Source organism: Streptomyces sp. NPDC053079 (genome assembly GCF_044546695.1).
Lineage (GTDB): Bacteria > Actinomycetota > Actinomycetes > Streptomycetales > Streptomycetaceae > Streptomyces.
The window spans coordinates 325,372-346,932 of sequence record NZ_JBITZJ010000003.1 but is presented as its reverse complement, the minus strand read 5'-3'; the positions used below and the strand labels follow the sequence as shown (position 1 = coordinate 346,932).

Here is a 21,561-nt window from a genome sequence, read left to right as displayed (position 1 = left end):
GTCTTCCCCGCGTCCTCAGCCCGTCACGGCGCCGTTGCGCGCGGCGACCGCCCGGGTGAGCGGCACGGCCTCCGGCCGCTGCTTGTCCCACTCCAGGGTGAGGGTGAGCGACCCCTCGCCGGCGGTCTTGGCGAGAAAGACGCCGGCCTCCGCCGACAGCTTCAGCCCGAGCTCCAAAGTGATCCTGTCCGGCTGCCTCGGCAGGTCCGCGACCTTGCCGAGCACGGCGTGCGCGGCCTCCCGCACGCTTTCCAGTCCCCGCTCCAGCGTCTCCGACGCCTCGGCCACCATGCCACCGGGTCTGGCCACCCTGACCACGCCCTGAGGGCCGTCGTCGACCTCGACCAGTACGGAACCGCCGCTCTCCAGCGGCACCCTGAGTAACGCGGCCATCAAGTACCCCCGTGGCGCTCCGCGATGCGATGCGCGGAACTCTAGCGTCGGCGCCGGACGTTCGTGGCGGGAACGGCGGGGTTGACCTTGCCCTTGGGGCAGAGGGGAGTGCGACGGGCGTGGAGGACGACGACCCCTTGCTCAGCATCGGCGTGTTCGCGCGCCGCGCCCGGCTCTCGCCCAAGGCCCTGCGGCTGTACGACCGGCAGGGCCTGTTCCCGGGCCGCGCTTGCCGTATCCGCCACGTGTGAACGGCATCGAACATGACCTCTTGCGCACGCTGTGCGCTTGTGCGTACGGTGTGCGCAGCGGGTGAGTCCATTGAACCGGTCGTCCCCGCTTACTGGGGCGACCCATCACGAAGGAGTGGGAAGTGTCGGGAAACGCGCACTGGAAGAAGTCCCTGTCGTCCGCCGGGCTCGGCCTCGCCGCACTGGTCGTTTCGGTCACGGCCTTCAGCGGGCAGGCGTTCGCCGAGAGCGTCGAGGGGATCGAGGTCGACGACAGCGTGGTCAGCGAGAACGCCGAAGCGGCCACGGCGGCACTGCCGTGCATCACCAGCACCGGCGTCATCACCTGCTTCGACAAGGCGGGTGACAAGGTCTTCGTCAAGGACACCGCGGCCGACGGCAAGTCCGCGGTCGGGCTGTGGAAGACGAACTACGACCGCGCCGGCGGCTGCCGCAACAAGCTGGGTGCCGGCAAGTGGGCCGAGTGCAACTACAACATGCGCGAGGGCGGGTACATCCAGCTGCAGAACGCCCGGTACGACGGCGACAGCGGCAGGTTCACCTACCCCAACCCGCGGGTGTACTCCATATGGCTCCCCATCGGCTGATCGTCACCGCCTCTACCGCGACGTAACGGACAGGTGTGGCAGCCGTGTGCACGCGGCTGCCACACCTGCCTCACCCTCTGGGCAGGACCTTGCGCAGTGCCGCGTCCAGGTCCTTCGCGAAGCCCTCCTCGGACGCCGGATGGGACTTCGGCGAGCTGTGCAGCTTGCTCAGCTCCGTGGTGAACGCGTGGGTGAACGCTCCGTAAAGCGGTGTGTGCGGGCGCAAGGCCGCCGCTTCCAAGGCCGGCAGGAGCGTCCCCTCGGCGTACGAGGGGCGCTGAGCCTTGTCGCGGGGCATGTCGTCGCCGCTTCCCTCCGACGGTGCGGTCGCGGTGGGCGCCGCACGGTGGTCGTCGCACGACGTCTCCGCGTCGGTGTAGGCGGACTTGCGCGTCGCGGCGAAGCCGGCGTCCAGCAGGCAGCGCTCGCTGGTCTTGTCGGTGAGGAACCTGATCAGGTCGAGCGTCTTGTCGACCCGCGCCTTGGGCATGGCCGGGTTGGCGGCGACCGCGAGGTTCTGTCCGCCCAGCACGGCGCCGGGCAGCGGGACGACGCCCAGCTTGTCGTTGCCCAGGGCCGCGTGGAGCGTCCGGTACGCGTAGGGCCAGTGGCGGAGGAAGGCGGTCCGGCCTTCCGTGAAGTCGTTGAGGGTCTCGGCTTCCTCCGATTCGAAGGCGTTCTCGTACGTGTGCGAGGCGGCGGTTCGCTCCCGGAACGCCGCCACGCCCTTCCTCAGCCCCTCCAGAGACACGGAGTAGTAGCCGTCCTCGTCGGTCAGCCGGACTCCCACGGACGCGAAGGCCTCGGCGCCGTTGACGGTGAGACCCTCATAGGCGCTGAGCTGGCTCGTCCACGCGCTCCGGTAGTTCTTCGACTTGTCGGTCTTGTCGACGCGCGCCCACGCGTCCCCCGCGTCCATCAGGGAAGCCACGTACTTCCATGGGGTGCTGCTCGTGATCGCCTCCAGCTTCTTCACGTCGATCCCCGCGCCGCCGACCAAGTAGTCACGGCGGAAGTAGAGAAGACCGACATCGCTGTTGTACGGCGCGGCGTACACCTTCCCCTTCCAGCGGGCCGTGGTGGCGACCTTGTCGAGGATGTCGCCGTCGTCGGCGTAATTCCCCGGCAGTTCCCGTATGAGGCCGGCCGCGGCGAACTCGGCGACCCATGTGACGTCGAGGTTCACGATGTCGTAGTTCGCGCTGCCCGATTGCAACGCCGCCAGCAGCTGGCTCCGTTGCAGATCCGCGGACCCCGGCAGGATGACCGCACGCGCACGGTAGGGAGAATTCTCCTTCTCCTGCTTCTTGTTCCACGCGTCGACCAGGCGTTTGCGGACGCCGTTCTTACCGGTGACGTCCATGCCGGTGGCTATCACCAGCTGCGTCCCGGTCAACGGTCCTGCCGACGCCGGGCCGGACGTCCGCTCCGGCCCGCCGGTCCCGGAGCAGGCTGTCGCGCCCAGCACAAGGGCGGCACACCCTACGAGCGACCGGACGATCCCCGAGCGTTTCATGCTGCTGCCCCCGTCGAACTATCGATGCCCCTGCGCGACCCGGGAGATCTCGGTGCCGAGCCCCTTGGCCAGGTCGTCCCGGGCGTCCAGGCACATGCCGCCGCTCGCTTCGGCCACCCGCAGGTCCAACCGGTCCTTCAGACAGCCACCGGAGTCGAACGAAACCATCACCACGGGCACTTTCCGCTCGCCCACGAACTTCACCAGGTCGTCCTGCTGGGCCCCGCTCATACGGCTGTTGTCCTCGTCGTCGGTGATGAGAACGATCAGCTGAGGGTGCCCGTCGTCCTCGCCGCCACGGGGCATCTGATCGAGCGCCGCCCTCAGCGCACCGCCGATGTCCGCCTCCATGGACATCTCAGGCGTGGCGTCGTCCATCTTCTTCCCCGCCTCGGCGGCCTTGTCCTGCTCCTTCTTCCCGGCAGCACTCGACCCCGAGCCATGGGTGCCGAACGGGAGCAGTTCGCGGTACGCGGCATCGGACCCGCCGGAGGCGACGCTCCACACGCCGAACACGTCGTCGGGGCCGAAACGGCTCAGCGACTGCTTGACGATCTCGCGCGCCCCGTTCGCCCCGTCCCACCACCGGCTCATGGACCCCGAGCTGTCCAGGAGGAAGCGGACCCGGCTCGCGGCGTTGGCCTGCCGGTACTTCTCCAGCGTGTCCGCCGCCTCACCCGCGGAGAGCGCACGGGGCATGGGGCCGGGGCTCGTCAGCCGACCGGGCAGCGGCGAGGGGAGCGAGCCTTGCGGCGCATCGCGGAAGCCGTCCTCCTGAAAGGCCTTCCTGCCGTCCTTCGACGCCAGCCAATCCTGGAACCGTTGAACGGCCTCGTCACGCTTCCCCTCGTCCAGACGGGCGTCATTCCAGCGGACATGGACGAACACCGGGTCGAGCCCGGGCACGTCATTGGGATACTCGGCCACCCGTGTCACCGCGGTCTCGTCGGCGCAGCTCCGGTGCCGGCCGACGGTGGGCTCCGCCACCAGGACCGCGGTGCGCCGGTCCACCGTTCGCTCCTCGACGGTCTTGCCCCTGGCCAGCCCGCACACGAGGTCCTTGCCCGACAGCACGGGCCGCCCCTGGCGCCGCTGCTCGAGCTCGACGTTGCGCGGGGTCTCGGTGCGGTACAGCCCACGGGCGGCGGCGAGCCCGGCATCGGTGTACCGCGGGTCGGCCCGCCGGACCTGTACCTGTTCGCCTTTGCCCTTCATCGCGGTCACCAGCTCGGCGAGCCTACGACCCGTGCGCCCGCCCTCGGGCTCGGCGAGCTGTTCGGGCAACAACAAGACCATGGGCGCATAGGCCAGCGGACGTTTGTCGTCGAATTCCAGGCTGAGTACCGACGACTGATTGCCGCTCCCATCGTCCTGCGCCCGGCGCGCGCTCGCCGAGGACGCCGGTATCCACACGTCCGGCTGCGGCCCGACCGTGCCCACCGGATTGAATCCGGGCCGGCCGACGTGGGCCCATTCCGCGTACTGGGTACGGAACGCCTCCGCGCTCTCGGCGGAACTCGCGCTGTAGACCGTGATGCCTGTGCGTCGGCAATTCTTGTCGTCCGTGTTCGCGCCGGACGTGACGAAGCTGTTCACCGCCGTGCGGACGACCGGCTCCAGATCCGGGTCGGTGAGCACGCGCAGTTCGAGCGGGGGGCTGTTCGCGCAGGAGGCGGAGGGCACATGGTCATCGTCACGGGAGGTGATCCACCAAAGGGACAACGTGAGGGCGACAGCCACCGCCACCGTCGCGGCGATCAGGCGAAGACGGTTGGGGCGCGGCTCGTCTTCCTTGGCGTCTACTTCGTCGCCTTCGTCGCCGTCGTCGCCGTCGGTCGGCCAGGCCAGGACCTCGTCCTCTGCGGCATCCTTCCGGCATGCCAGGGGGCTCCACTCCCTGCCACCCACCGTCCTCGACGACTTGAGGCTGTCCGACACACTCCTGTGCAGGCCGCACAAGGTCACTGCACCGCCGGATTCTCCCGCGCCGTGCTCGAGGTGCCGTATCAGCGCTGCTGTGTACGGAGTCGGCGTTCTGGCGCTGCCCGCGTCGATCCGCTGGTTCTTCTGCACGGCCAACAGCAAGGAGACGCGCTTCTGATCCTGTTCGTCGAGCTCCTCCCAGGCAGCGGAAGCGTTGCCCGCGTAGCAACAGTCGAGGATCACCACCGTGTGCCGGGGCCTGTTCTCGCCGGAACACAGCCGGTTGAGTACGTCGTCCCAGCGGATCCACCCGGGAAAGCCGGGACCGTGCTCCACCTTGGCGTCCCGCAGGCCCAGCAACAGGCGCCCGTGCCCGCCCGTACGCGTATCCACGATGCCGTGCCCGGCGAAGTAGACCAGGAGCAGCCCGTCCGTGTGGTCCCGTGCGAAACCCAGCCCGTTCTCGAACTGCTCGACGCCGGGCGACGAGAGGGACTCCGTCGCGTCCTCGTCGAAGACGCCGCCTTGGCACAGTGCCTTCCGCAGCTCTTCCAGATTGTGCTGGACGGCGGCGATGTCTCCCAGACCCTCGGCGAATTTCAGGGGCCTCTTGCTGGTGTAACGCACCACTCCGACGAGAAGGGCGCGGTTGGTCTCCTTGCGCTGTTCAGGTCGGGCCATCGCGCTAGCCCTGCTCGTCGTCCAGGCGCGCCCGGAAGTCGGGAGGGTTGGGATCCCCCAGGGCACGCCGGCTGGTCCGCCACTCCCTGACCGACTCCGACACCCGCCTGACGACCTCGGTAGTGGTCGCGGCACCGGTCCACTCGATGACATGGAGCACGATGTCCAGCAGAGGGCCCATGGGAACGCCGGCTTCCGTACGCCGGGCACCTCGCTTGACCTGCACCAGGTCCTTCAGCTCCGGTTCGCCCTTGAGCCATGCCTCCAGTGACGTGACGTCCTTTTCCTGTACGTGCCCGGGCGCGGAGACCCGCACGTCGCGGCGTAACCCGCCCTCTCCCGTCGCCATAACTTGACATGGTGGCACGGAGTGTGGCGTTCGAGGAGAGGCTCGAGGGCATGTTTCCGACCGGGCCTCGGACGAACTTTCTCGCAAGTTTTTGTTATCGCTGTCCCCGCTGTGGGTCTCCTGAGTGTCGGACCAGCACTCAGCAGCACCGCATCGGAAGTGATCCACATGAACCATGAACCCGAGACGTCGGTCTACGCCCCCGCGTCGGACGAGACCCGTCGATCGCGCCGGCGCCGGGACAGGCGCCCCCGGCGGGCGGCGGTCGTGGGCGGAACGGTGGGGCTGATAGTCGTCGTCGGCGGTGGCTACGGCGTGGCCCAGTCACTGACCGACGACAAGGACAGCGGCAAGCGTTCGGATGCCGCGGGGGCTTCGGTCCAGGCCGCGCCCGAGCCCGCCGCGCCGTCCGCGGAACCGTCCGCCGTGCCCTCCGCGGTGACGGCCCCGTCGGCGTCGGCCTCGCCCTCCGGCAGCGCCTCTCCGAGCACGACCGCGGCCGGCACCGACCGGAAGCCCGCTTCCGGGATGTCCGCCAAGCCCGGCACCGCACCGGCCACGGACGCCGGCAAGGGCAAGAGCGCCGACGGCGGCAGCGCCGGCGGCGGCAGCGCCGGCGGCGGCAAGGGCAACGACAGCACCCGCAAGGCCCCCGCGGCGGGCAACGCGGCCGGCAAGACCGCCGGCGGGCCCGCGCAGCAGGTCGTCGAAATGGTCAATGCGGAGCGCGCCAAGAACGGCTGCTCACCCGTCACCGTCAACAGCAAGCTGCAGGCCGCGGCCCAAGGCCACTCCGACGACATGGCCGCCCGCGACTACTACGCGCACAGCACTCCCGAGGGCAAGGGGCCCGGCGACCGCATGACGGCCGCCGGATACCGCTGGAGTACGTACGGCGAGAACATCTTCAAGAGCCCCAAGGACGCCAGAACGGCGATGGAGGGCTGGATGAAGAGCCCGGGGCACCGCAGCAACATCCTCAACTGCGCCTTCAAGGAGATAGGCGTGGGCATCAACTTCAGCTCGAACGGCCCGTGGTGGACGCAGAACTTCGGCGCCTCTTCCTGAGTCTGTATCCCCCTTGCCGACGATTCGGGCGATTCGCCGTTTACCGGCACCTCCCGGCGGAAAGGCACCGCCCGGCGGTGGCCCCACCGCCGGGAGCAAGGAGGAGTCGGGTATGAAGCCCGGAGCCAGGAGAACAGTGATGTCGGCGATCGTCTCCGCGGCCGTGGGAGTGTCGGTGCTGCTGCCGACCGCCACGGCGCAGGGACAGGCCCGGACGCAGGCGCGGATGCCGATCTGCCCGCACGTCGTCGGTCTGTGCACATGGACGGCGCCCAATAGCGAGGGCGGGCCGAGGATGCTCCAGCGTGCCGAGCCCAACGTGAACCCGCCCGTGCGCAGTGCCAAGAACCAGACCAACGTGAGCTGGTGCCTCTATCCGCACCCGTCCTACGCGGGTCGGCCGGTCGTTCTCCCCTCGGGTTCGTACACGCCGGGGCTCGGTCTCACGGCCCGCTCCGCGCGACCCTGCTGACGCCGTTCACCGGGAGCCCGGGCGTTGCCCCGGGCTCCCGGGGCAACGCCGGAGCCCTACGTGCTCAGCTGATGGCGGCGCCGAACCACCGGGGCAGCCGGTCGAGCAGGTCCTGCTGGTCATCACCGGCCCATGCCACGTGGCCGTCCGGCCGCAGCAGCACCGCGGGCACGTCCAGTTCGTCGCTGGCGTCGACGACGTGGTCGACCCGGTCCTCCCAGCCCGCCACCGAGAGCCGGCCGGTCTGGTCGAGCAGCAGCCCGCGGCCGCCGCGCATCAGCTCGTAGAGGCGGCCCTGCTTCAGCTCCAGGTCCCGCATCCGCCGGCCGAGCAGGTCGTGGCCGTCGCCGAAGTCGTAGCGGACCCCGACCGCGGTGATCATCCCGGTCACGTACGCGTTCACCTCCTCGAAGTCCATCAGCTTCGAGAACAGCTCCCGCAGAGCGGTCGCACCCGGATCGGTTCCCATCAGCGTGATCTGCGCGCGGGTGTTCTCCAGCACGGCGGCGCCTACCGGGTGCCGCTCGGCGTGGTAGCTGTCGAGGAGACCCTCCGGCGCCCAGCCGTTGACCGCGGCGGCCAACTTCCAGCCGAGGTTGAACGCGTCCTGCACGCCGAGGTTCATCCCCTGTCCGCCGGTCGGCGGGTGGACGTGCGCCGCGTCGCCGGCCAGCAGCACCCGGCCGACCCGGTAGCGCTCGGCCTGCCGGGTGGCGTCGCCGAACCGGGACAGCCAGCGCGGCGAGTGCACGCCGAAGTCGGTTCCCCCGAATGCCCGCAGCTGCTGCTTGAACTCCTCGAGGGCCGGCTCGCTCCTGCGGTCCTCGGACACGCCGTCGGCGGGCACGATGACGCGGTACACCCCGCCCTCCTGGGGGACGAGGCCGAACCGCTTCTGGGTCTTGTTGACTTCCGCGACGACAGCGGCGATCGTCGCCGGGTCCTCGGTCACCTCCATCTCGCCCAGCAGCGTCTCGACCGTGGCGGCCTCGCCGGGGAAACCGACGCCGAGCAGTTTGCGCACCGTACTGCGGCCGCCGTCGCACCCGACGAGGTAACGCGAGCGCAGCTGCGTGCCGTCCGCCAGCTCGACGGTCACCCCGTCCTCGTCCTGGCTCAGCCCGACCACTTCGCAGCCGCGCCGGATCTCGGTCCCGAGTTCGAGCGCACGCTCGTTGAGCAGCCGCTCGCTGACCGGCTGCGGGGTGGCGAGGCCGTACGCGTGAGCCGTGTCCAACCGGCCCGGCCACGGCTTCATGATGCCGCCGAAGAGACCGCCGACCTGGAACTTCTCACTGACCGCCAGGAACCGGTCCAGCATGCCCCGCTGGTCCATCATCTCGACGCTGCGCGCGTGCAGGCCCTGCCCCCGGGACTGCTTGGTCGGCTCGGTCAGCTTCTCCAGCACGACCGTTCGCACCCCGGCCAGCCGCAGCTCGCAGGCGAGCATCAATCCGGTCGGTCCGCCGCCGGCAACGATGACGTCGATCATCAAACCACCATCTCCAAAAGATCTTGCTTAGGTCGATGATTGTGCGGCATGGCCGGGGTCTTGCCGCAAGCCCCCCTCTGCGCTATAACTTGAGAGTGGCAAGGAGTGGGAAACCTCCTTGCCTTTCTCTTTTTCCTCCGCTGCGCCCGCCTGTGACAGGGCCTCAGATCCCGGATCCCTCTCTGTACCTACTGGTATGTACAGTGATCGCATGAGCACTGCGGAACGCCTCATCGAGAGCACGCGAGAACTGCTGTGGGAACGCGGCTACACCGGCACCAGTCCCAAGGTGATCCAGCAACGGGCCGGGGCCGGGCAGGGCAGCATGTACCACCACTTCGCCGGCAAGCCGGACCTGGCGCTGGCCGCGATCCGTCGCACCGCCGAGGAGATGCGCGTCAAGGCCGAGGCGCAGTTCACCGCCCCCGGGTCCGCCGTGGAACGGATCGCCGCGTACCTGCGCCGCGAACGGGAGGTCCTCAAGGGCTGCCCGATCGGGCGCCTCACCCAGGACCCGGACGTCATGGCCGACCCGGCGCTGCGCGCACCGGTCGAGGAGACCCTGGCCTGGCTGCGAGAACGCCTCGCCGCGGTGCTGACCGAGGGGCGCGAACGCGGCGAGCTGGACGCCGCCTTGGACCCGCCGGCCACCGCCGCGACCATCGTCGCGGTCATGCAGGGCGGCTACGTGCTGGCCCGCGCCGCCGACTCCGCGGCCCTGTTCGACCAGGCGATCACTGGCGTGCTGGACCTGCTGGCCGCACACGCCTCCACCGCCCGCGCATAGACCTCACCACTCGCACATCACAAGGAAAGACGGCATTTTCGTGTACGCCAAGCAGTACGAGATCACCCTGCCCGCCGACTACGACATGAAGATCATTCGTAAGCGGGTGGCCGACGGCGGCCATGTCCTCGACGACCGCGCCGGACTGGGAATGAAGGCGTACGTCATCCGCGAACGCGGCGTCGACGGCTCTCCCGTCAACCAGTACGCGCCCTTCTACCTGTGGAACGACACCGGCGCGATGGCCCACTTCCTCGTCGGCGGCGCCGGGTTCCAGAACATCATCCGCGACTTCGGGCGCCCGGTCGCACACCACTGGACCGGCGTCGCCTGCCACGCCGGCCCCGCCCGCGCCGCGTTCCCCCGGGCGGCCTCCCGCCGCCTCACCCCTCTCCCCGCCGACCCCGACTCCGACGGCACCGGCCTGGGTCTGTCCGCTCTGATCGAAAAGGAAGTCGAGGGCCTTCGCGAGCTCGCCCGCCGCGACGACGTCCACACCGCCGCCCTGGCCGTCGACCCCCATCACTGGCAGCTGATGAGGTTCGTCTTGTGGAAGGACGCCGTCGCGCCGGAAGAGGCGGCGACCGAGCGCTACGAGGTCCTGCACCTCTCCGCACCCGGCATCGCCGATCTGCCGGAGGGACGGAGCTGGTAGGTGAGGGCGGCCAACGGTCCCTCAGGTGCCCGGTGGCGGGAGGGGAGCGGCCGGTCCGGTATGACCGGAGGGCGGGCGAATCCATCCAGCACTCGGGCGATGCGCCGGGCGCTGAAGACGATGTGCCCGCGCTCGCGAAGGGTGAGGTGCGCCGGATGGCTGGGAGGCCACAGCAGCACCAGCGCTCCCCAGCAGCGACGGCCGCCCCTGAGAGGGGCGGCCGCCAATGCGACTTGGTAGGGGAAGGCCGCCGCGGCGCGCGGATACCGGCGGGCCATGTCCTCCTGGCGCCCCACCCACACCAGGCGCTCCTCGCGGACCGCCTCCGGGAGAGGGGACTCGGCGGCCAGCGGCATCCGCCACCACGGCGCGGCCGTATCGACCGGCGCCCCGCACAGCACCACCAGTCCCAGCGAGGGCTCTTCCCTATATCAGGACACTACCTCTGTGCGGCGGCAGCATGCGGGGGCGGGAGTCGCTCCCTGTGCCGTGAGCGGCGCCGGGATCAGTAGCCGGCCGTGAACCTGGTCCGGTGGTGCCGGGGCTGCTCGGCCTCGTCCAGCAGGACCACGGCGAGGTCCTCCATGGAGATCGCGGAGTTGCCGTCGGCGTCGACCAGCAGTTCGTCGGTGCCCAGCCGGTAGGTGCCGGTGCGTGTGCCCGGCTCCAGCAGCGCGGACGGGCTCAGATAGGCCCAGTCCACCTCGGTCTCGGCGCGGCAGGCCGCCAACTGGGCGTTGCAGGCCAGTGCGATGCCCCGCCAGCCGGCGGGGAAATCGGGGCCGTCGATCACGGTGGTGCCGTCGGTGCCCGGCAGTATCAGGCTGCCCGCGCCGCCGACGACCAGGAGTCGCACGCCCGTACCGGCGAGTCCGGCCAGCAGCCCTTCGGTGGCCTTGACGAGGTCGCCCTCGCTGCCGGGCGCCGGCCGGGTCGCGCCGATCACGAGGTCCTGGCCGGCGCTGAGCCGGGCCACGTCCTCGGGATTCGAGGCGTCGCCGACCTCCGCCCGGGCCTGCTCGTGCAGCTGGGGGAAGCGGGCGGAGTCGCGTACGACGGCGGTGACCTCATGGCCGCGGGACAGCGCCTCGGTCACCACTCGGCTGCCGACGTTTCCTGCTGCTCCGAAGACGGTGATGCGCATGGTTCTCTGCTCCTTGTGAAGGGGGAGGTGGGAAAGGACGGTCGGATCGGCAGGGCGATCAGCGGGAGAGCGAGGTGGAACGTTCCGGCATCGACGCGGGGGCCGGCGCGTGCTTCTCGACGGGGGTCTTGCGTATCTGGGCCGCGACGAGGGCGGCGAGGACGACGAGACCGCCCAGCGACTGCCCCACGGTGAGTTCCTGGTCGAGGACGAGCCAGCCCAGCGTGGTGGCGACCAGGGGGCTGAGCAGTCCGAGGAAGGTCACGTTCGTCGGCGGCAGGGCGCGGATCCCCCGGAACCACAGGGCGTAGGCGAGGGCCGCTCCGATGACCGAGAGGTAGCCGTATCCGGCCAGGTTCGCGGTGCTGAGCGTCGTCGGCGGCGGCCCCTCCACGACGAGGGCGACCGGGAGCAGCAGCAGACCGCCCGCGACGAGCTGCCAGCCGGTGGTCGCGAGCAGGGGTGCGGGGGAGGTCCACCGTTTGCTGAGGACGATTCCGGTGGCCATGACCACCGCGCTGGCGGCGGCCGCCGCGACGCCGAGGCCGTCCAGCCGGGCGTCGGACCGCAGGACGAGCAGGCTGACGCCGCCGACCCCCGCGACGCCGGCGAGCGCGGAGCGCGTGGAGACGCGTTCACCGAGCAGGGCGGCGGAGAGGCCTATGACCAGCAGGGGTTGCAGGGAACCGATGGTGGCGGCGACTCCGCCGGGCAGCCGGTAGGCGGCGACGAACAGCAGGGCGAAGAACGCACCGATGTTGAGGGCACCGAGCGCCAGCGCGCGCCACCACCACACCCCGCTCGGCAGCTTCCGGGTGAGCGCCACGAGGAGGAGGCCCGCGGGAAGGGCGCGCACGACGGCGGCCAGCAGGGGGCGGTCCGGCGGCAGTAACTCGGTGGTGACGAGGTAAGTGGTGCCCCAGATGGTGGGCGCCAGCGCGGTCATGAGGATGATCCCGATGCGATTGCTTAGCACTAAGGCAATGTATCTCACCGCTAAGAGAAATGGCTAGACTGGAGCCATGGCAGATCACGTTGACCGAGTACTGGAACAGTGGGGCGCGCGCCGCCCCGACCTGGACGTGTCGCCGATGGCGGTGATCGGCCGGCTGTCGCGGCTGCACCGGCTGATCGACGTCGAGCTGCGCCGCACCTTCGCCGCGCACGACCTCGACAGCGCCTCGTTCGACGTACTGGCCACCCTGCGCCGCAGCGGCCCCCCGCCGCATTCCCTGACCCCCGCCGAACTGATGCGGTCGTCCATGGTCACCTCAGGAGCCATCACCCAGCGCCTCGACCGCCTGGAGGCCCGGGGCCTGGTGTCCCGGGCGCCGAGCGCCTCGGACGGCCGCGTCGTCGACGTCACCCTCACCGACGAGGGCCTCGCCCTGATCGACCGGGCCCTGCCCGACCACGTGGCCACCGAGGAGCGCATCCTGTCCGGCCTCTCCCGCGCTCAGCGGGACGCCCTCGCCGACGGACTCCGCGACCTCCTGGAGTCCCTCGACGGCCCCGCCTGACGCAGGGGCTCCGGAGGCCCGGTCAGGGATTCCGGAGCCCCCGCCCGAGGTTGTGCTCAGCCGACAGGAACGGGCCGCGGCGCGTTGGGGGCGGACAGGCGCTCGGCGCCGTCCGGGACCGGGACCGCGGCGAAGATCGCGTCCTGCTGTTCCTGGAGTTCCTTCGCCCGTTCCGGGCTGGTGCTGGGCAGCCGCTGCTCCTCGTACAGCTTGTGGGTGACCTCCTGGGCGTACTTGCCGGCCGGAGTGTGGAGCTGGACCTCGAAGCGGTGCCCGGAGCGCGGGGCCTGCCATACCGAGTTGATCGCCTTGTAGCCCTTGGCGCGGCCCCAGGTGTTGGACCACTTGGTGCTGTCATTGCCCCAGGCGGACAGCACGCGCGAGGCGACGGCGACGCCTGTGACGTAACGGCCGTCCGGCCACTGCAGGGTGTAGCGCACAGAGTCGTTGATTCCGGCCAGAGCCTCGTTCACCTTCTGGCCCGGGTGCTCCTTCATGGACGTGGCGACCTTGCGCTTGAGCGAGTCCGGCGACTTCAGCCGGTGGTCGAAGCCGACCACCTCCGCCGAACTCAACGCGGCCGCGGCCCGCACCTGCGGGCTGATGGAGCGCTCGGCCTGCCTGGCCTGCTCCGCGAACGCGTCGACGCGCGCGTTGTCCGCGGCGTTCAGGGACAGCCCGCCCTCGCCCTGCCAGCCGCCGTCGTCGTCGGCACGACCGGCTTTGCCGACCTTGTCGGCCATCGGCGCGGCCTGGACACCGGGGGCCGAGCCCAGTCCGAGTGCCACGGCCAGCGCGGTCGCGGTGGCGGCTCGGGACACCATGGTGCTGAGATTCATGGGCGTGCGTCGTTCCTCTCTCGAAGGGGTTCGTCCGCCGTGTGCGCCGGACGACAGACAGTCACTCAACCCAACAGGGAGCACGCGTCCCCGTGCTCACCGAACCCTCCAACGAGGGGGGTTTGTCTTGATCCCATTGACGGGTGGCCGGATGTCCCTCCCCGTCCACCGCGCCCGGCCGGAGCGGCTCGGGAGTGCGTCCTGCTCAGGAGAGAGAGTCCTGTCAGCTGCCGGTGGCCGACTTCCACGCGGCGACGTAGCCGGAGAGGTTCTTGTCGACGTCGGTCCAGTCGGGGCGGAAGATCTCGACGCCGCGCATGATGCCGGCGAGCGAGGTGGCGTTGGGGTCGGTCGCCTTGACGTCCGTACGCGCGGCGAAGCCGCCGCCCACGGCGGAGACTTCGCGCTGCACGCGGTCGGTGAGGAGGTAGTCCAGGAACTTCTTGGCGTTCTCGGTGTGCGGGGCTCCCCTCACCAGTCCGGCCGTGTAGGGGAGGGCGAAGGTGGTGCGGCGGCCGTCGTCGCCGGCCGGGAAGAAGATGCCTTGGTCCGGCATCGACTTCATGTTCGCGAAGTTCATCTGCACGTCCCCGTTGGCCACCAGGAGTTCGCCCTTGTCGACCTTCGGGGCGAGCTGGCCGGTCGAGCGGGAGGGGCCCACGTTGTTCCTCTGCAGCTCCTTGAGATAGGCCAGCGCGGGCTCCTTGCCGCCGAAGTCGTGCATGGCCTTGATCAGCACGGCCGTGCCGTCGCCCGCCACCCCGGGGGTGGAGTACTGCAACCTGCCCTTGAACCTGGGGTCGAGAAGGTCCTTCCAGGTCTTGGGCGGAGCGCCCTTGAGCTCCTTGGAGTTGTAGATGAAGCAGAAGTAGTTGCCGGCGATCGCGGTCCATTTGCCGGAGGGGTCCTTGTCGCCCTCGGTGACCTTGTCCGAGCCCTGGGGCCGGTACGCGGCGAGCAGGCCCTTGCCGTCGGCCTGCTGGACGAACGGCGGCAGGGTGACGAGGACGTCCGCCTTGGTGTTGGACCTCTCCCGGGCCAGGCGCTGCACGACTTCGCCCGATCCGCCCTCGACATAGCGGACCTTGACGCCGGTCTCCTTCTCGAAGTCCTTGAAGACCTTGTCGTAGAAGCCGGAGCCGTCCTCGGCCCTCAGGCCGTCGGCGCTGTACACGGTGATCTCGTTCGACCGGGCGTCGGCCGTCCCTCCGCACGCGGTGAGCGGGGCGAGGAGGAGGGGGACGAGAGCGAGCGGGACGCGGGAACGGGGCATGGCGGGGCGGACTCCTTCACGGGAAGAACGTGCGGCGGGAGGGGGATCAGCGGTGGGCGGCCTTCGTACGGATCCGGGAGACCGCGTACAGCGCCAGCAGCGTCGTGGCCATGAGTACGACGGCGAGCACGGCACCGGGGAAGAGCGCGCCCCGGTCGGTGGCGGCGAAGACCTTGACGGGCAGGGGCACCCAGTCCGGGGGGTAGAGCATCATCGTGGCGCTCAGCTCGCCCATGGACAGGGCGAAGCACAGCCCCGCGGCCGCCGAGAGGGACGGCAGGAGAAGGGGCAGCTTGACCCGCAGCAGGACGTTCAGGGGGTTCGCGCCGAGGCTCGCGGCGGCCTGTTCGTACGCGGGGTCCAGGCGGTCCAGCGCCGCCGTCACCGACTGGTGGGCGAATGCGGTCACCAGGACGGCGTGCGCCAGGACGACGATCGTGGACGTGCCGTTGAGCAGGAGCGGCGGCTTGGAGAAGGCGACCAGGAGCGACAGCCCGACGACCACCGACGGCACGGCGACCGGCAGCACGAACAGCGCTCCGATCACGCGCCGCAAGCGCGGGCCCCTGGCCGCCAGGGCCGCCCACGCGCCCGTGACCAGGGCGAGCACGCTCGCCGCGACGGCCGTCAGCACGCTGGTGGCGAGCGCGTCCAGAGCGTCCCCGTGTGCGACGGCCCGGTAGTGCTCCAGGGTCGCGCCGGAAGGGAGCACGCCGCTCCACCGCGTGGCCAGGGAGGCGGCCACGACGACGAGGAACGGCAGCGCGAAGACGGGGAGGAACAGCGCGAGGAAGGCGGCGTGGACCGCCCGGCGGGCACGACGGCTATGCACGAGCACGACGGACTCCGTCCATGCGAGTGGTGATCGTTCGGTACAGCCCGTACAGCGCCAGCGAAAGGCAGATGTTGACGACGGCCACCACGCAGGCACCGCTGTAGTCGCCGTCGAGGATCGCCTTGCCGTAGACGAGCACGGGCAGGGTCGTCACGCCCTTCGCACCGGTGAAGAGGACGATGCCGAATTCGTTGAGGCACATCACCAGCACGAGCGAGCCGCCGGCCGCCAGCGAGGGCAGCGCCGCGGGCAGGACGACCTGCCGGACGATCCGCGGCGGCTTGGCGCCGAGCGAGGCCGCTACGTCCAGCTGTGCGGTCTCGAACTGCGAGAACGCGCCGAGCAGCGGCCGCATGACGAAGGGCGTGAAGTAGGTGATCTCCGCGAGCAGCACGCCCCAGGGCGTGTGCAGGAAGCCGAACGGGCCGTGCGCGGCGCCGGTCACGCCGGTCCACAGACCGTTGGCCATACCGGTGGTGCCGTAGACGAAGAGGAGGGCGAGGGTGATGAGGAAGGACGGGAAGGACACGAAGACGTCGATGAACCGGCCGATCGCCTTGCCGCCGGGAAAGGGGATGAACGCGATGACCAGGGCGAGGAAGAAGCCGAGGAGGAGCGCGCCGGTGGTGGCGCCGACGGCGATCAGGACCGTGTTGCGCAGGGCATCACGGAAGACGGCCTGGGCGAACACCTCGGTGTAGGCGGAGAACGAATGCCCGCCGCCGTCCGGTGACACGGACTGCCACAGGACGAGCGCGAGGGGGTGGAGGAAGACCAGGCCGAGGGCGACGACGGGCGGGAGGGCCAGGACCCAGGCCGGGACCTTCCTCCGCCGCACGACATCGGGCACGGGCAGGGACACGGGCGCGGGCGCGGTCACGGGCTCAGCCATGGGCCCCTGCCGGGAGCAGCACCGCGTCCCGCGCGGCGAAGTGCACGGTGACCTCGGTGCCGAGCGGTGGTGGTGCGGGGAGCTCGCGGAGGTCGGCCGTCACCCGGTGGCCGGCGACGTCGACGCACAGCCGGTGGGTGGCGCCGCGCCACTGGACCTCCGTGACCGTCCCGCGCAGGGCGTTGGGCCCTTCCCCGAGCCCCACCAGGTGCGGGCGGACGCACAGCGTGGCCGTATCGCCCTGCGCGGCGCCGCCCGCCTGCACGTCCAAGTCGGTGCCGGCGAGACGTACGCCGTCGGTGGTGACCGTCACCGGCAGGAGGTTCGCGGTGCCGACGAAGGAAGCCGTGAACTCGGTGCGCGGTCGCCGGTAGAGGTCCCGCGGGGTGCCGCAGTCCTGCAGCCGGGCGCGGTCCATGACGGCGATCCGGTCGGCCAGGGTCAGCGCCTCGACCTGGTCGTGGGTGACGTACAGCATGGTGATGTCCGGCAGTTCGCGGTGCAGGCGGGCGAGTTCGGCCAGCATTCCGGAGCGCAACTGTGCGTCCAGGGCGGACAGCGGCTCGTCGAGGAGGAGCACGCCGGGCCGGATCGCCAGCGCCCGCGCGATGGCGACGCGCTGCTGCTGCCCGCCGGAGAGTTCACGCGGATAGCGCTTGGCGTACGCGGCCATGCCGGTCATCTCCAGCGCCTCCGCGACGCGCGCGGCGATCTCGGCCCGGGGCGCCTTGCGCGCCTTGAGGCCGAAGGCGACGTTGGCGTCGACCTTCATATGGGGGAAGAGCGCGTACTGCTGCACCACCATGCCGACGCCGCGCCGGTGCGGTGGCAGCGCGGTGACGTCGCGGTCCCCGATGTGCACCCGTCCCGCCGCGGGCTCGACGAAACCGGCGACCGTGCGCAGTGCGGTCGTCTTCCCCGAGCCGGAGGGGCCGAGGAGCGCCATGACCTCGCCCGGTTCGACGGTGAGGTCGAAGGAGTCCAGCACGGTGGTGCGGCCGTACGCGACCGTGACGCCGTCGAAGCGGATGCCCGTGCTCAACGGCCGTCCTCCGCCCGTCGCAGGAGGTCCGGCAGCTCCGCCACGGACCGCAGCACATGGGTCGCTCCGGCGGCGCGGAGTACGGCCTCGTCGTGCGCGCCGGTCAGGACCCCGGCCACCACCCCCGCACCCGCGTTGATGGCCGACCGCATGTCGTGGGAGGTGTCGCCGGCGACCGCGATCCGCCGTACGTCGTCCACCGCCCGGGTGCGCAGCAGGGCGGTGAGCACCATGTCGGGGTACGGGCGGCCCCGGCCGCCCGCGTCGGCGGGGCACAGGGTGAGGTCGGCCAGTTCCGTCCAGCCGAGGGCGGCGAGGATCGTGTCCTGGGTGACGCGGGCGAAGCCGGTGGTGAGGACCACGGTGCGGCCTTCGGCGCGGAGCGTTTCGACGGCCTCACGGGCGCCGGGCACCGGCTCGCAGTGGCCGGCGGCCACCAAGGCGCCGTACGCGGACTCGAATTCCGCGTTGGCGCGGCGGGCCGCGTCCTCGTCGCCGGCGAAGAGGTGCCGGAAGACGGAGATCTTCGACTCGCCCATCGTGGCGCGGACGTGGGCGAGCTGTTCGGCGTACCGGGCGGTGTCCGGGGCGACTCCGAGGGCCTGGGCGGCGGCGCCGAAGGCCCGCTCGACCAGGCCGTCGTCGGCGACGGTGGTCCCGGCCATGTCCAGGAGGACCAGGTTCGTCTTCTCGGCCATGTGCCTCACCAGCCCAGTTCGTTCGCGGTCGACTCGGCGATCGCCGGGGAGCACGTCATGCCGCGCCCGCCGGGCCCGGTGACGAGCCAGACGCCGTCGCGCAGCTGTTCGCGGTGCACGACACGGGTGGTGTCCGCGCACTGCGCGTACACCCCGGCCCAGCGCCGGCGGATCCCCGGCAGGGGGCGGCCGAGCAGGGCCTCGGCGACGGACGTGAGGTGCTGGTACGGGTCCTCGTCGACGTCGAAGGCGAACGGCTCGGCGTACTCGTGGGTGTCGCCGATCGTCAGGCCGCCGTCGGCACGCTGGACCATCAGCAGCTGCATCCTGTGCTCGGCCGCGACCGGGGGCTGGGCCCGGGACGCCGCCATCGTCTCGAGGGCCGCACCGCCGTAGGCGGGGTAGTAGCGGAAGCTGTCGGCGTCGGCGACGGACGTGGTGAGCGTCTCGCCCAGCGGGGCGGTCTGCATCATCTGCAGGCGCACGCGTCGCACCGGCAGCGCGGGCGCGAGTTCGCGGACGAGGCCGCCCAGCCAGGCGCCGGTGCACAGGACGACCGCGTCGCCTTCGTGCAGTCGGCCGTGGTCGTCGCGGACCGCGGACGCTCCGACCACCTCGCGGGCCTCGCGCCCGCCGAGGAACGTGTAGCGGCCGGAGGACCGCAGCGCTTGCCGCAGGGCGCGCTGGGCCGTACGCGGCTCGACGGCGGCGTCGCGGCCGCAGGCCAGGGCGCCGAGGAGCTTCCCGCGCAGGGCGGGGTTGACGGCCCGGACTTCGTCGGGCGTGAGCAGCCGGAATCCGCGGGCGGCGGCATCCGGCCGGGCCAGGGCGGCGCGGGCGACGGCCAGTTCGCTCTCGTTGGTGACGACGGTCAGTGAACCGTTGGCACGGAAGCCGAGGCCGGGGACGGTGGCGCTGATCTCCTCCCATAATGCGCGGGCCCGCAGCGCGGTCTCCAGCTCCTCGCCGGCCGCCCGGCCGCTGACCCAGATCAGGCCGAAGTTGCGGACGGAGGCGCCGCGGGCCTCGACCTCCCGCTCGATGTGCACGACCTCGTGGCCGCGCCGCACTGCCTGCCAGGCGTGCATGGTTCCCAGGACGCCGGCTCCGATGACTATGACTCGCATGAGGTGAACGGTCGTCGGGCGGGGTGACGCGGGGGCGGCCGGCCGGCGAAGCGGGGGGAAACGAGCCGCCAAACTTGGACTAGACCCGTTATCGTTTCGTGACATCGAAAGGGGGTGCCGGGGGCTTCTCCGGCTCAGCCCCCGCCGCGCAGGTGCGTGGTGAACGAGAACCGGTCTCCCCGGTAGAGCGACCGCACCCGTTCCAGCGGTCTGCCGTCGGTGTCCCGGGAGACCCGGTGGATCAGCAGCATGGGCAGCGCGGGCGGCGTGCCGATCAGCAGGGCTTCGCGCGGGGTCGCCAGAACGGTCTCCAGCCGCTCGTCCGCGTCCCCGAAGCCGATGCCCAGACGGTCACGCAGATAGCCGTAGAAGGAGGAGTCCGGCTCGAACTCCGTGTCCAGCCCCGGCGCCCGCTCCACCGCCACGTACGTGCTTTCCAGCCCCACCCGTTCGTCGTCGGCGAGCAGCACCCGCTCCAGATGCCAGACGGGCTCGCCCGGTCGTACGCCGACATCGGGGGAGAGGGCGGTGGGGCAGGCGAGGCGGTCCAGGCCGATGAGGGTGCGCCCGGGCCGGCGCCCCTGGCGGCGTACGCCCTCGGTGTAGCTGGCGAGGGCGAGCGGCTGTTCCAGCTTCGGCCCGGCCACGACCGTACCGCGCCCCACACGGCGCAGCCGTCCCTCGAGCAGCAACTCACGCAGGGCCTGACGCACGGTCTCGCGAGCCACTTCGAAGCGTGCGGCGAGCTCGCGCTCGGCGGGCAGCAGGCCGCCCTCGCCCAGGTCGTCGAGGAGGACGGCGACCTGGGCCTTGACCGCGTAGTACTTGGGGATCCGCCCGTGCTCGGGGATGCCGGCCCGGACGGGGGCGCCGGGTGCCCGGCCCGGGACGTGGTGCGTGTGTGTCGGTTCCACGGGGTGATCCTCGCATCCCCGTGTGAACGGGGTGTCAGGGGCGGAGCGGAGCCGCGGGCGGGGTTCGGCGGATGCGGGCGACGGCGGAAACGGGATGCGCAGCCTCCCGCCCACGGCCATGATGTCGATCATGACCGTGTTCCTGGATGATCCCGCCCGGCTCGGCGAGAGTCGTCTGTCCGACGGGCGGCTGCTCGGGTGGGCCGAGTGGGGGCCGCCGGACGGCGTGCCCGTGGTGCTCTGCCCGGGTGCGGCCACGAGCCGCCGGCTCGGCTTCGGCGCGGGCGTCGTCGCGGCGCTCGGAGTGCGCCTGATCTCCGTGGACCGCCCGGGGCTCGGTGTCTCGACATCCGCCCCCGGCCGGACCTTCTCCGACTTCGCCGGCGATGTCGGTCTACTCTGCGCCCTGCGGGGGCTGGGGCGCCCCGCGATGGTCGGGAACTCGCAAGGTGCGCCCTTCGCTCTCGCTTGTGCGGAGGCGGGCGTGGCTTCCGCGCTGGCCGTCGTCTCCGGCGCGGACGAGGTCGCCGCGCCGGAGTTCGCCTCCGCTCTTCCGGCGGACCTGCGCGGCCTCGTCGAGCGGACCGCGTGCGACCCGGCCGGCGCCGAGGAGTTCTTCGCGGGCTTCAACGCGGATGCGATGTGGGGCATGGTCATGGCCGGGAGCCCCGCCTGCGACCTCGCGGTCTACCAGGATCCTGCTTTCGCGGCCGCCTACCGCAGGGCCTTGGACGAGGGCTTCGCCCAAGGTGCGGCCGGCTACGCCCGCGACACGGTCCTGGCCATGGGGCGGTGGCCGTTCACCCTCGACGGGATCGCCGTCCCGGTCGACATCTGGTACGGCGAGCAGGACGCCGGCCACTCTCCCGACAACGGAGCCCTGCTCGCTTCCCGCATACCCGGTGCCCACCGCCGTCTCGTACCCGGGATCGGCGGCGCTCTGTTGTGGACACATGCCGAGCCGATCCTCACGTCGCTCCTGGAGAAGGCCGCCGGCGAACGGCAGTCCGGCGCCTCTATGGCCTGAGGCCATGCGCCGATCGTCGCGCGACAGGGGTGGATTGCGCGCCGGATGGCGGCTGTACCGAGGGGTGGCCGACCGC

The 21,561-nt window shown here is 71.1% G+C and carries 23 protein-coding genes; 8 read left to right on the top strand and 15 right to left on the bottom strand.

The genetic code is table 11. From position 1 onward, the window contains the following. Window positions 1-15: 15 nt before the first annotated feature. Window positions 16-393 (bottom strand): CU044_2847 family protein, encoded by a 378-nt coding sequence (locus ACIGXW_RS13890; protein ID WP_399572982.1) that lies wholly within the window; start codon window positions 391-393, stop codon window positions 16-18. A gap of 119 nt (window positions 394-512) precedes the next feature. Here ACIGXW_RS13890 and ACIGXW_RS13885 point away from each other — a divergent pair, with 119 nt between their 5' ends. After that, the gene (locus ACIGXW_RS13885) at window positions 513-644 is read left to right on the top strand and encodes a MerR family DNA-binding transcriptional regulator (protein ID WP_399572980.1); all 132 of its coding nucleotides are present in this window, start codon (window positions 513-515) and stop codon (window positions 642-644) included. A 122-nt stretch (window positions 645-766) separates the two neighbouring features. Beyond that, complete coding sequence (locus tag ACIGXW_RS13880) at window positions 767-1,231, top strand: hypothetical protein (RefSeq protein ID WP_399572978.1); 465 nt, start codon at window positions 767-769, stop codon at window positions 1,229-1,231. Window positions 1,232-1,301: 70 nt separating this feature from the next. On the opposite strand, the gene ACIGXW_RS13875 is transcribed toward ACIGXW_RS13880, so the two are convergent. The 3 genes from ACIGXW_RS13875 to ACIGXW_RS13865 form a co-directional block, all read right to left on the bottom strand. Continuing rightward, window positions 1,302-2,627, bottom strand: coding sequence for an extracellular solute-binding protein (locus ACIGXW_RS13875; RefSeq protein ID WP_399572976.1), 1,326 nt, complete (start codon window positions 2,625-2,627; stop codon window positions 1,302-1,304). Window positions 2,628-2,765: 138 nt separating this feature from the next. Then, window positions 2,766-5,351 carry a substrate-binding domain-containing protein gene (locus ACIGXW_RS13870; protein WP_399572974.1) on the bottom strand — a complete coding sequence of 862 codons (2,586 nt, stop codon included), beginning with the start codon at window positions 5,349-5,351 and terminating at the stop codon, window positions 2,766-2,768. Between the two features lie 4 nt (window positions 5,352-5,355). After that, window positions 5,356-5,700 carry a hypothetical protein gene (locus tag ACIGXW_RS13865; protein WP_399572972.1) on the bottom strand — a complete coding sequence of 115 codons (345 nt, stop codon included), beginning with the start codon at window positions 5,698-5,700 and terminating at the stop codon, window positions 5,356-5,358. Window positions 5,701-5,868: 168 nt separating this feature from the next. Between ACIGXW_RS13865 and ACIGXW_RS13860 the strand changes: the two genes are divergently transcribed. Beyond that, entirely contained in the window at window positions 5,869-6,768 is a 900-nt protein-coding gene (locus ACIGXW_RS13860) for a CAP domain-containing protein (protein WP_399572970.1), read from the top strand. Window positions 6,769-6,880: 112 nt separating this feature from the next. Next, entirely contained in the window at window positions 6,881-7,240 is a 360-nt protein-coding gene (locus tag ACIGXW_RS13855) for a peptidase inhibitor family I36 protein (protein ID WP_399572968.1), read from the top strand. 64 nt (window positions 7,241-7,304) lie between these two features. Here the strand turns inward: ACIGXW_RS13855 and rox are convergent, their stop codons facing one another. Further along, window positions 7,305-8,732 carry a rifampin monooxygenase gene (gene rox, locus ACIGXW_RS13850; protein ID WP_399572966.1) on the bottom strand — a complete coding sequence of 476 codons (1,428 nt, stop codon included), beginning with the start codon at window positions 8,730-8,732 and terminating at the stop codon, window positions 7,305-7,307. Window positions 8,733-8,943: 211 nt separating this feature from the next. On the opposite strand from rox, the gene ACIGXW_RS13845 reads away from it, so the two are divergent. Together ACIGXW_RS13845 and ACIGXW_RS13840 are read left to right on the top strand one after the other, a co-directional pair. Further along, on the top strand, window positions 8,944-9,519 hold the full coding sequence (locus ACIGXW_RS13845; RefSeq protein WP_399572964.1) for a TetR/AcrR family transcriptional regulator: 576 nt from the start codon (window positions 8,944-8,946) through the stop codon (window positions 9,517-9,519). Between the two features lie 40 nt (window positions 9,520-9,559). After that, a complete protein-coding gene (locus tag ACIGXW_RS13840; protein ID WP_399572962.1) occupies window positions 9,560-10,174 on the top strand; it encodes a DUF4865 family protein in 615 nt (204 codons plus the stop codon). Window positions 10,175-10,679: 505 nt separating this feature from the next. Here the strand turns inward: ACIGXW_RS13840 and ACIGXW_RS13835 are convergent. Both ACIGXW_RS13835 and ACIGXW_RS13830 read right to left on the bottom strand, forming a co-directional pair. Continuing rightward, the gene (locus ACIGXW_RS13835) at window positions 10,680-11,318 is read right to left on the bottom strand and encodes an NAD(P)H-binding protein (RefSeq protein ID WP_071967641.1); all 639 of its coding nucleotides are present in this window, start codon (window positions 11,316-11,318) and stop codon (window positions 10,680-10,682) included. A 58-nt stretch (window positions 11,319-11,376) separates the two neighbouring features. Continuing rightward, window positions 11,377-12,294: an EamA family transporter gene (locus ACIGXW_RS13830; RefSeq protein WP_399572960.1), complete on the bottom strand. Its 918-nt coding sequence runs from the start codon at window positions 12,292-12,294 to the stop codon at window positions 11,377-11,379. 46 nt (window positions 12,295-12,340) lie between these two features. Here ACIGXW_RS13830 and ACIGXW_RS13825 point away from each other — a divergent pair, with 46 nt between their 5' ends. Further along, window positions 12,341-12,838 carry a MarR family winged helix-turn-helix transcriptional regulator gene (locus tag ACIGXW_RS13825; protein WP_399572958.1) on the top strand — a complete coding sequence of 166 codons (498 nt, stop codon included), beginning with the start codon at window positions 12,341-12,343 and terminating at the stop codon, window positions 12,836-12,838. Between the two features lie 56 nt (window positions 12,839-12,894). Here ACIGXW_RS13825 and ACIGXW_RS13820 read toward each other — a convergent pair whose 3' ends face one another. The 8 genes from ACIGXW_RS13820 to ACIGXW_RS13785 all read right to left on the bottom strand — a co-directional run bounded on the left by ACIGXW_RS13820 (window position 12,895) and on the right by ACIGXW_RS13785 (window position 20,458). Next, entirely contained in the window at window positions 12,895-13,677 is a 783-nt protein-coding gene (locus ACIGXW_RS13820; RefSeq protein ID WP_399572955.1) for an ATP nucleotide 3'-pyrophosphokinase, read from the bottom strand. A 223-nt stretch (window positions 13,678-13,900) separates the two neighbouring features. Further along, window positions 13,901-14,950: a 2-aminoethylphosphonate ABC transporter substrate-binding protein gene (locus ACIGXW_RS13815; RefSeq protein ID WP_399572953.1), complete on the bottom strand. Its 1,050-nt coding sequence runs from the start codon at window positions 14,948-14,950 to the stop codon at window positions 13,901-13,903. 46 nt (window positions 14,951-14,996) lie between these two features. Further along, complete coding sequence (locus ACIGXW_RS13810) at window positions 14,997-15,788, bottom strand: ABC transporter permease (RefSeq protein WP_399572951.1); 792 nt, start codon at window positions 15,786-15,788, stop codon at window positions 14,997-14,999. Continuing rightward, window positions 15,775-16,677, bottom strand: coding sequence for a 2-aminoethylphosphonate ABC transporter permease subunit (locus ACIGXW_RS13805; protein WP_399572949.1), 903 nt, complete (start codon window positions 16,675-16,677; stop codon window positions 15,775-15,777). The genes ACIGXW_RS13810 and ACIGXW_RS13805 overlap by 14 nt, the downstream gene beginning before the upstream one ends. Then, entirely contained in the window at window positions 16,670-17,719 is a 1,050-nt protein-coding gene (locus tag ACIGXW_RS13800) for an ABC transporter ATP-binding protein (protein WP_399572947.1), read from the bottom strand. The genes ACIGXW_RS13805 and ACIGXW_RS13800 overlap by 8 nt, the downstream gene beginning before the upstream one ends. Continuing rightward, window positions 17,716-18,417: a phosphonatase-like hydrolase gene (locus ACIGXW_RS13795; RefSeq protein WP_399572945.1), complete on the bottom strand. Its 702-nt coding sequence runs from the start codon at window positions 18,415-18,417 to the stop codon at window positions 17,716-17,718. The genes ACIGXW_RS13800 and ACIGXW_RS13795 overlap by 4 nt, the downstream gene beginning before the upstream one ends. Before the next feature lie 5 nt (window positions 18,418-18,422). Beyond that, on the bottom strand, window positions 18,423-19,544 hold the full coding sequence (locus tag ACIGXW_RS13790) for a TIGR03364 family FAD-dependent oxidoreductase (protein ID WP_399572943.1): 1,122 nt from the start codon (window positions 19,542-19,544) through the stop codon (window positions 18,423-18,425). A gap of 134 nt (window positions 19,545-19,678) precedes the next feature. Further along, on the bottom strand, window positions 19,679-20,458 hold the full coding sequence (locus ACIGXW_RS13785) for a GntR family transcriptional regulator (RefSeq protein WP_399572941.1): 780 nt from the start codon (window positions 20,456-20,458) through the stop codon (window positions 19,679-19,681). A gap of 130 nt (window positions 20,459-20,588) precedes the next feature. On the opposite strand from ACIGXW_RS13785, the gene ACIGXW_RS13780 reads away from it, so the two are divergent. Next, entirely contained in the window at window positions 20,589-21,485 is an 897-nt protein-coding gene (locus tag ACIGXW_RS13780; protein ID WP_399572939.1) for an alpha/beta fold hydrolase, read from the top strand. Window positions 21,486-21,561: the final 76 nt, after the last annotated feature.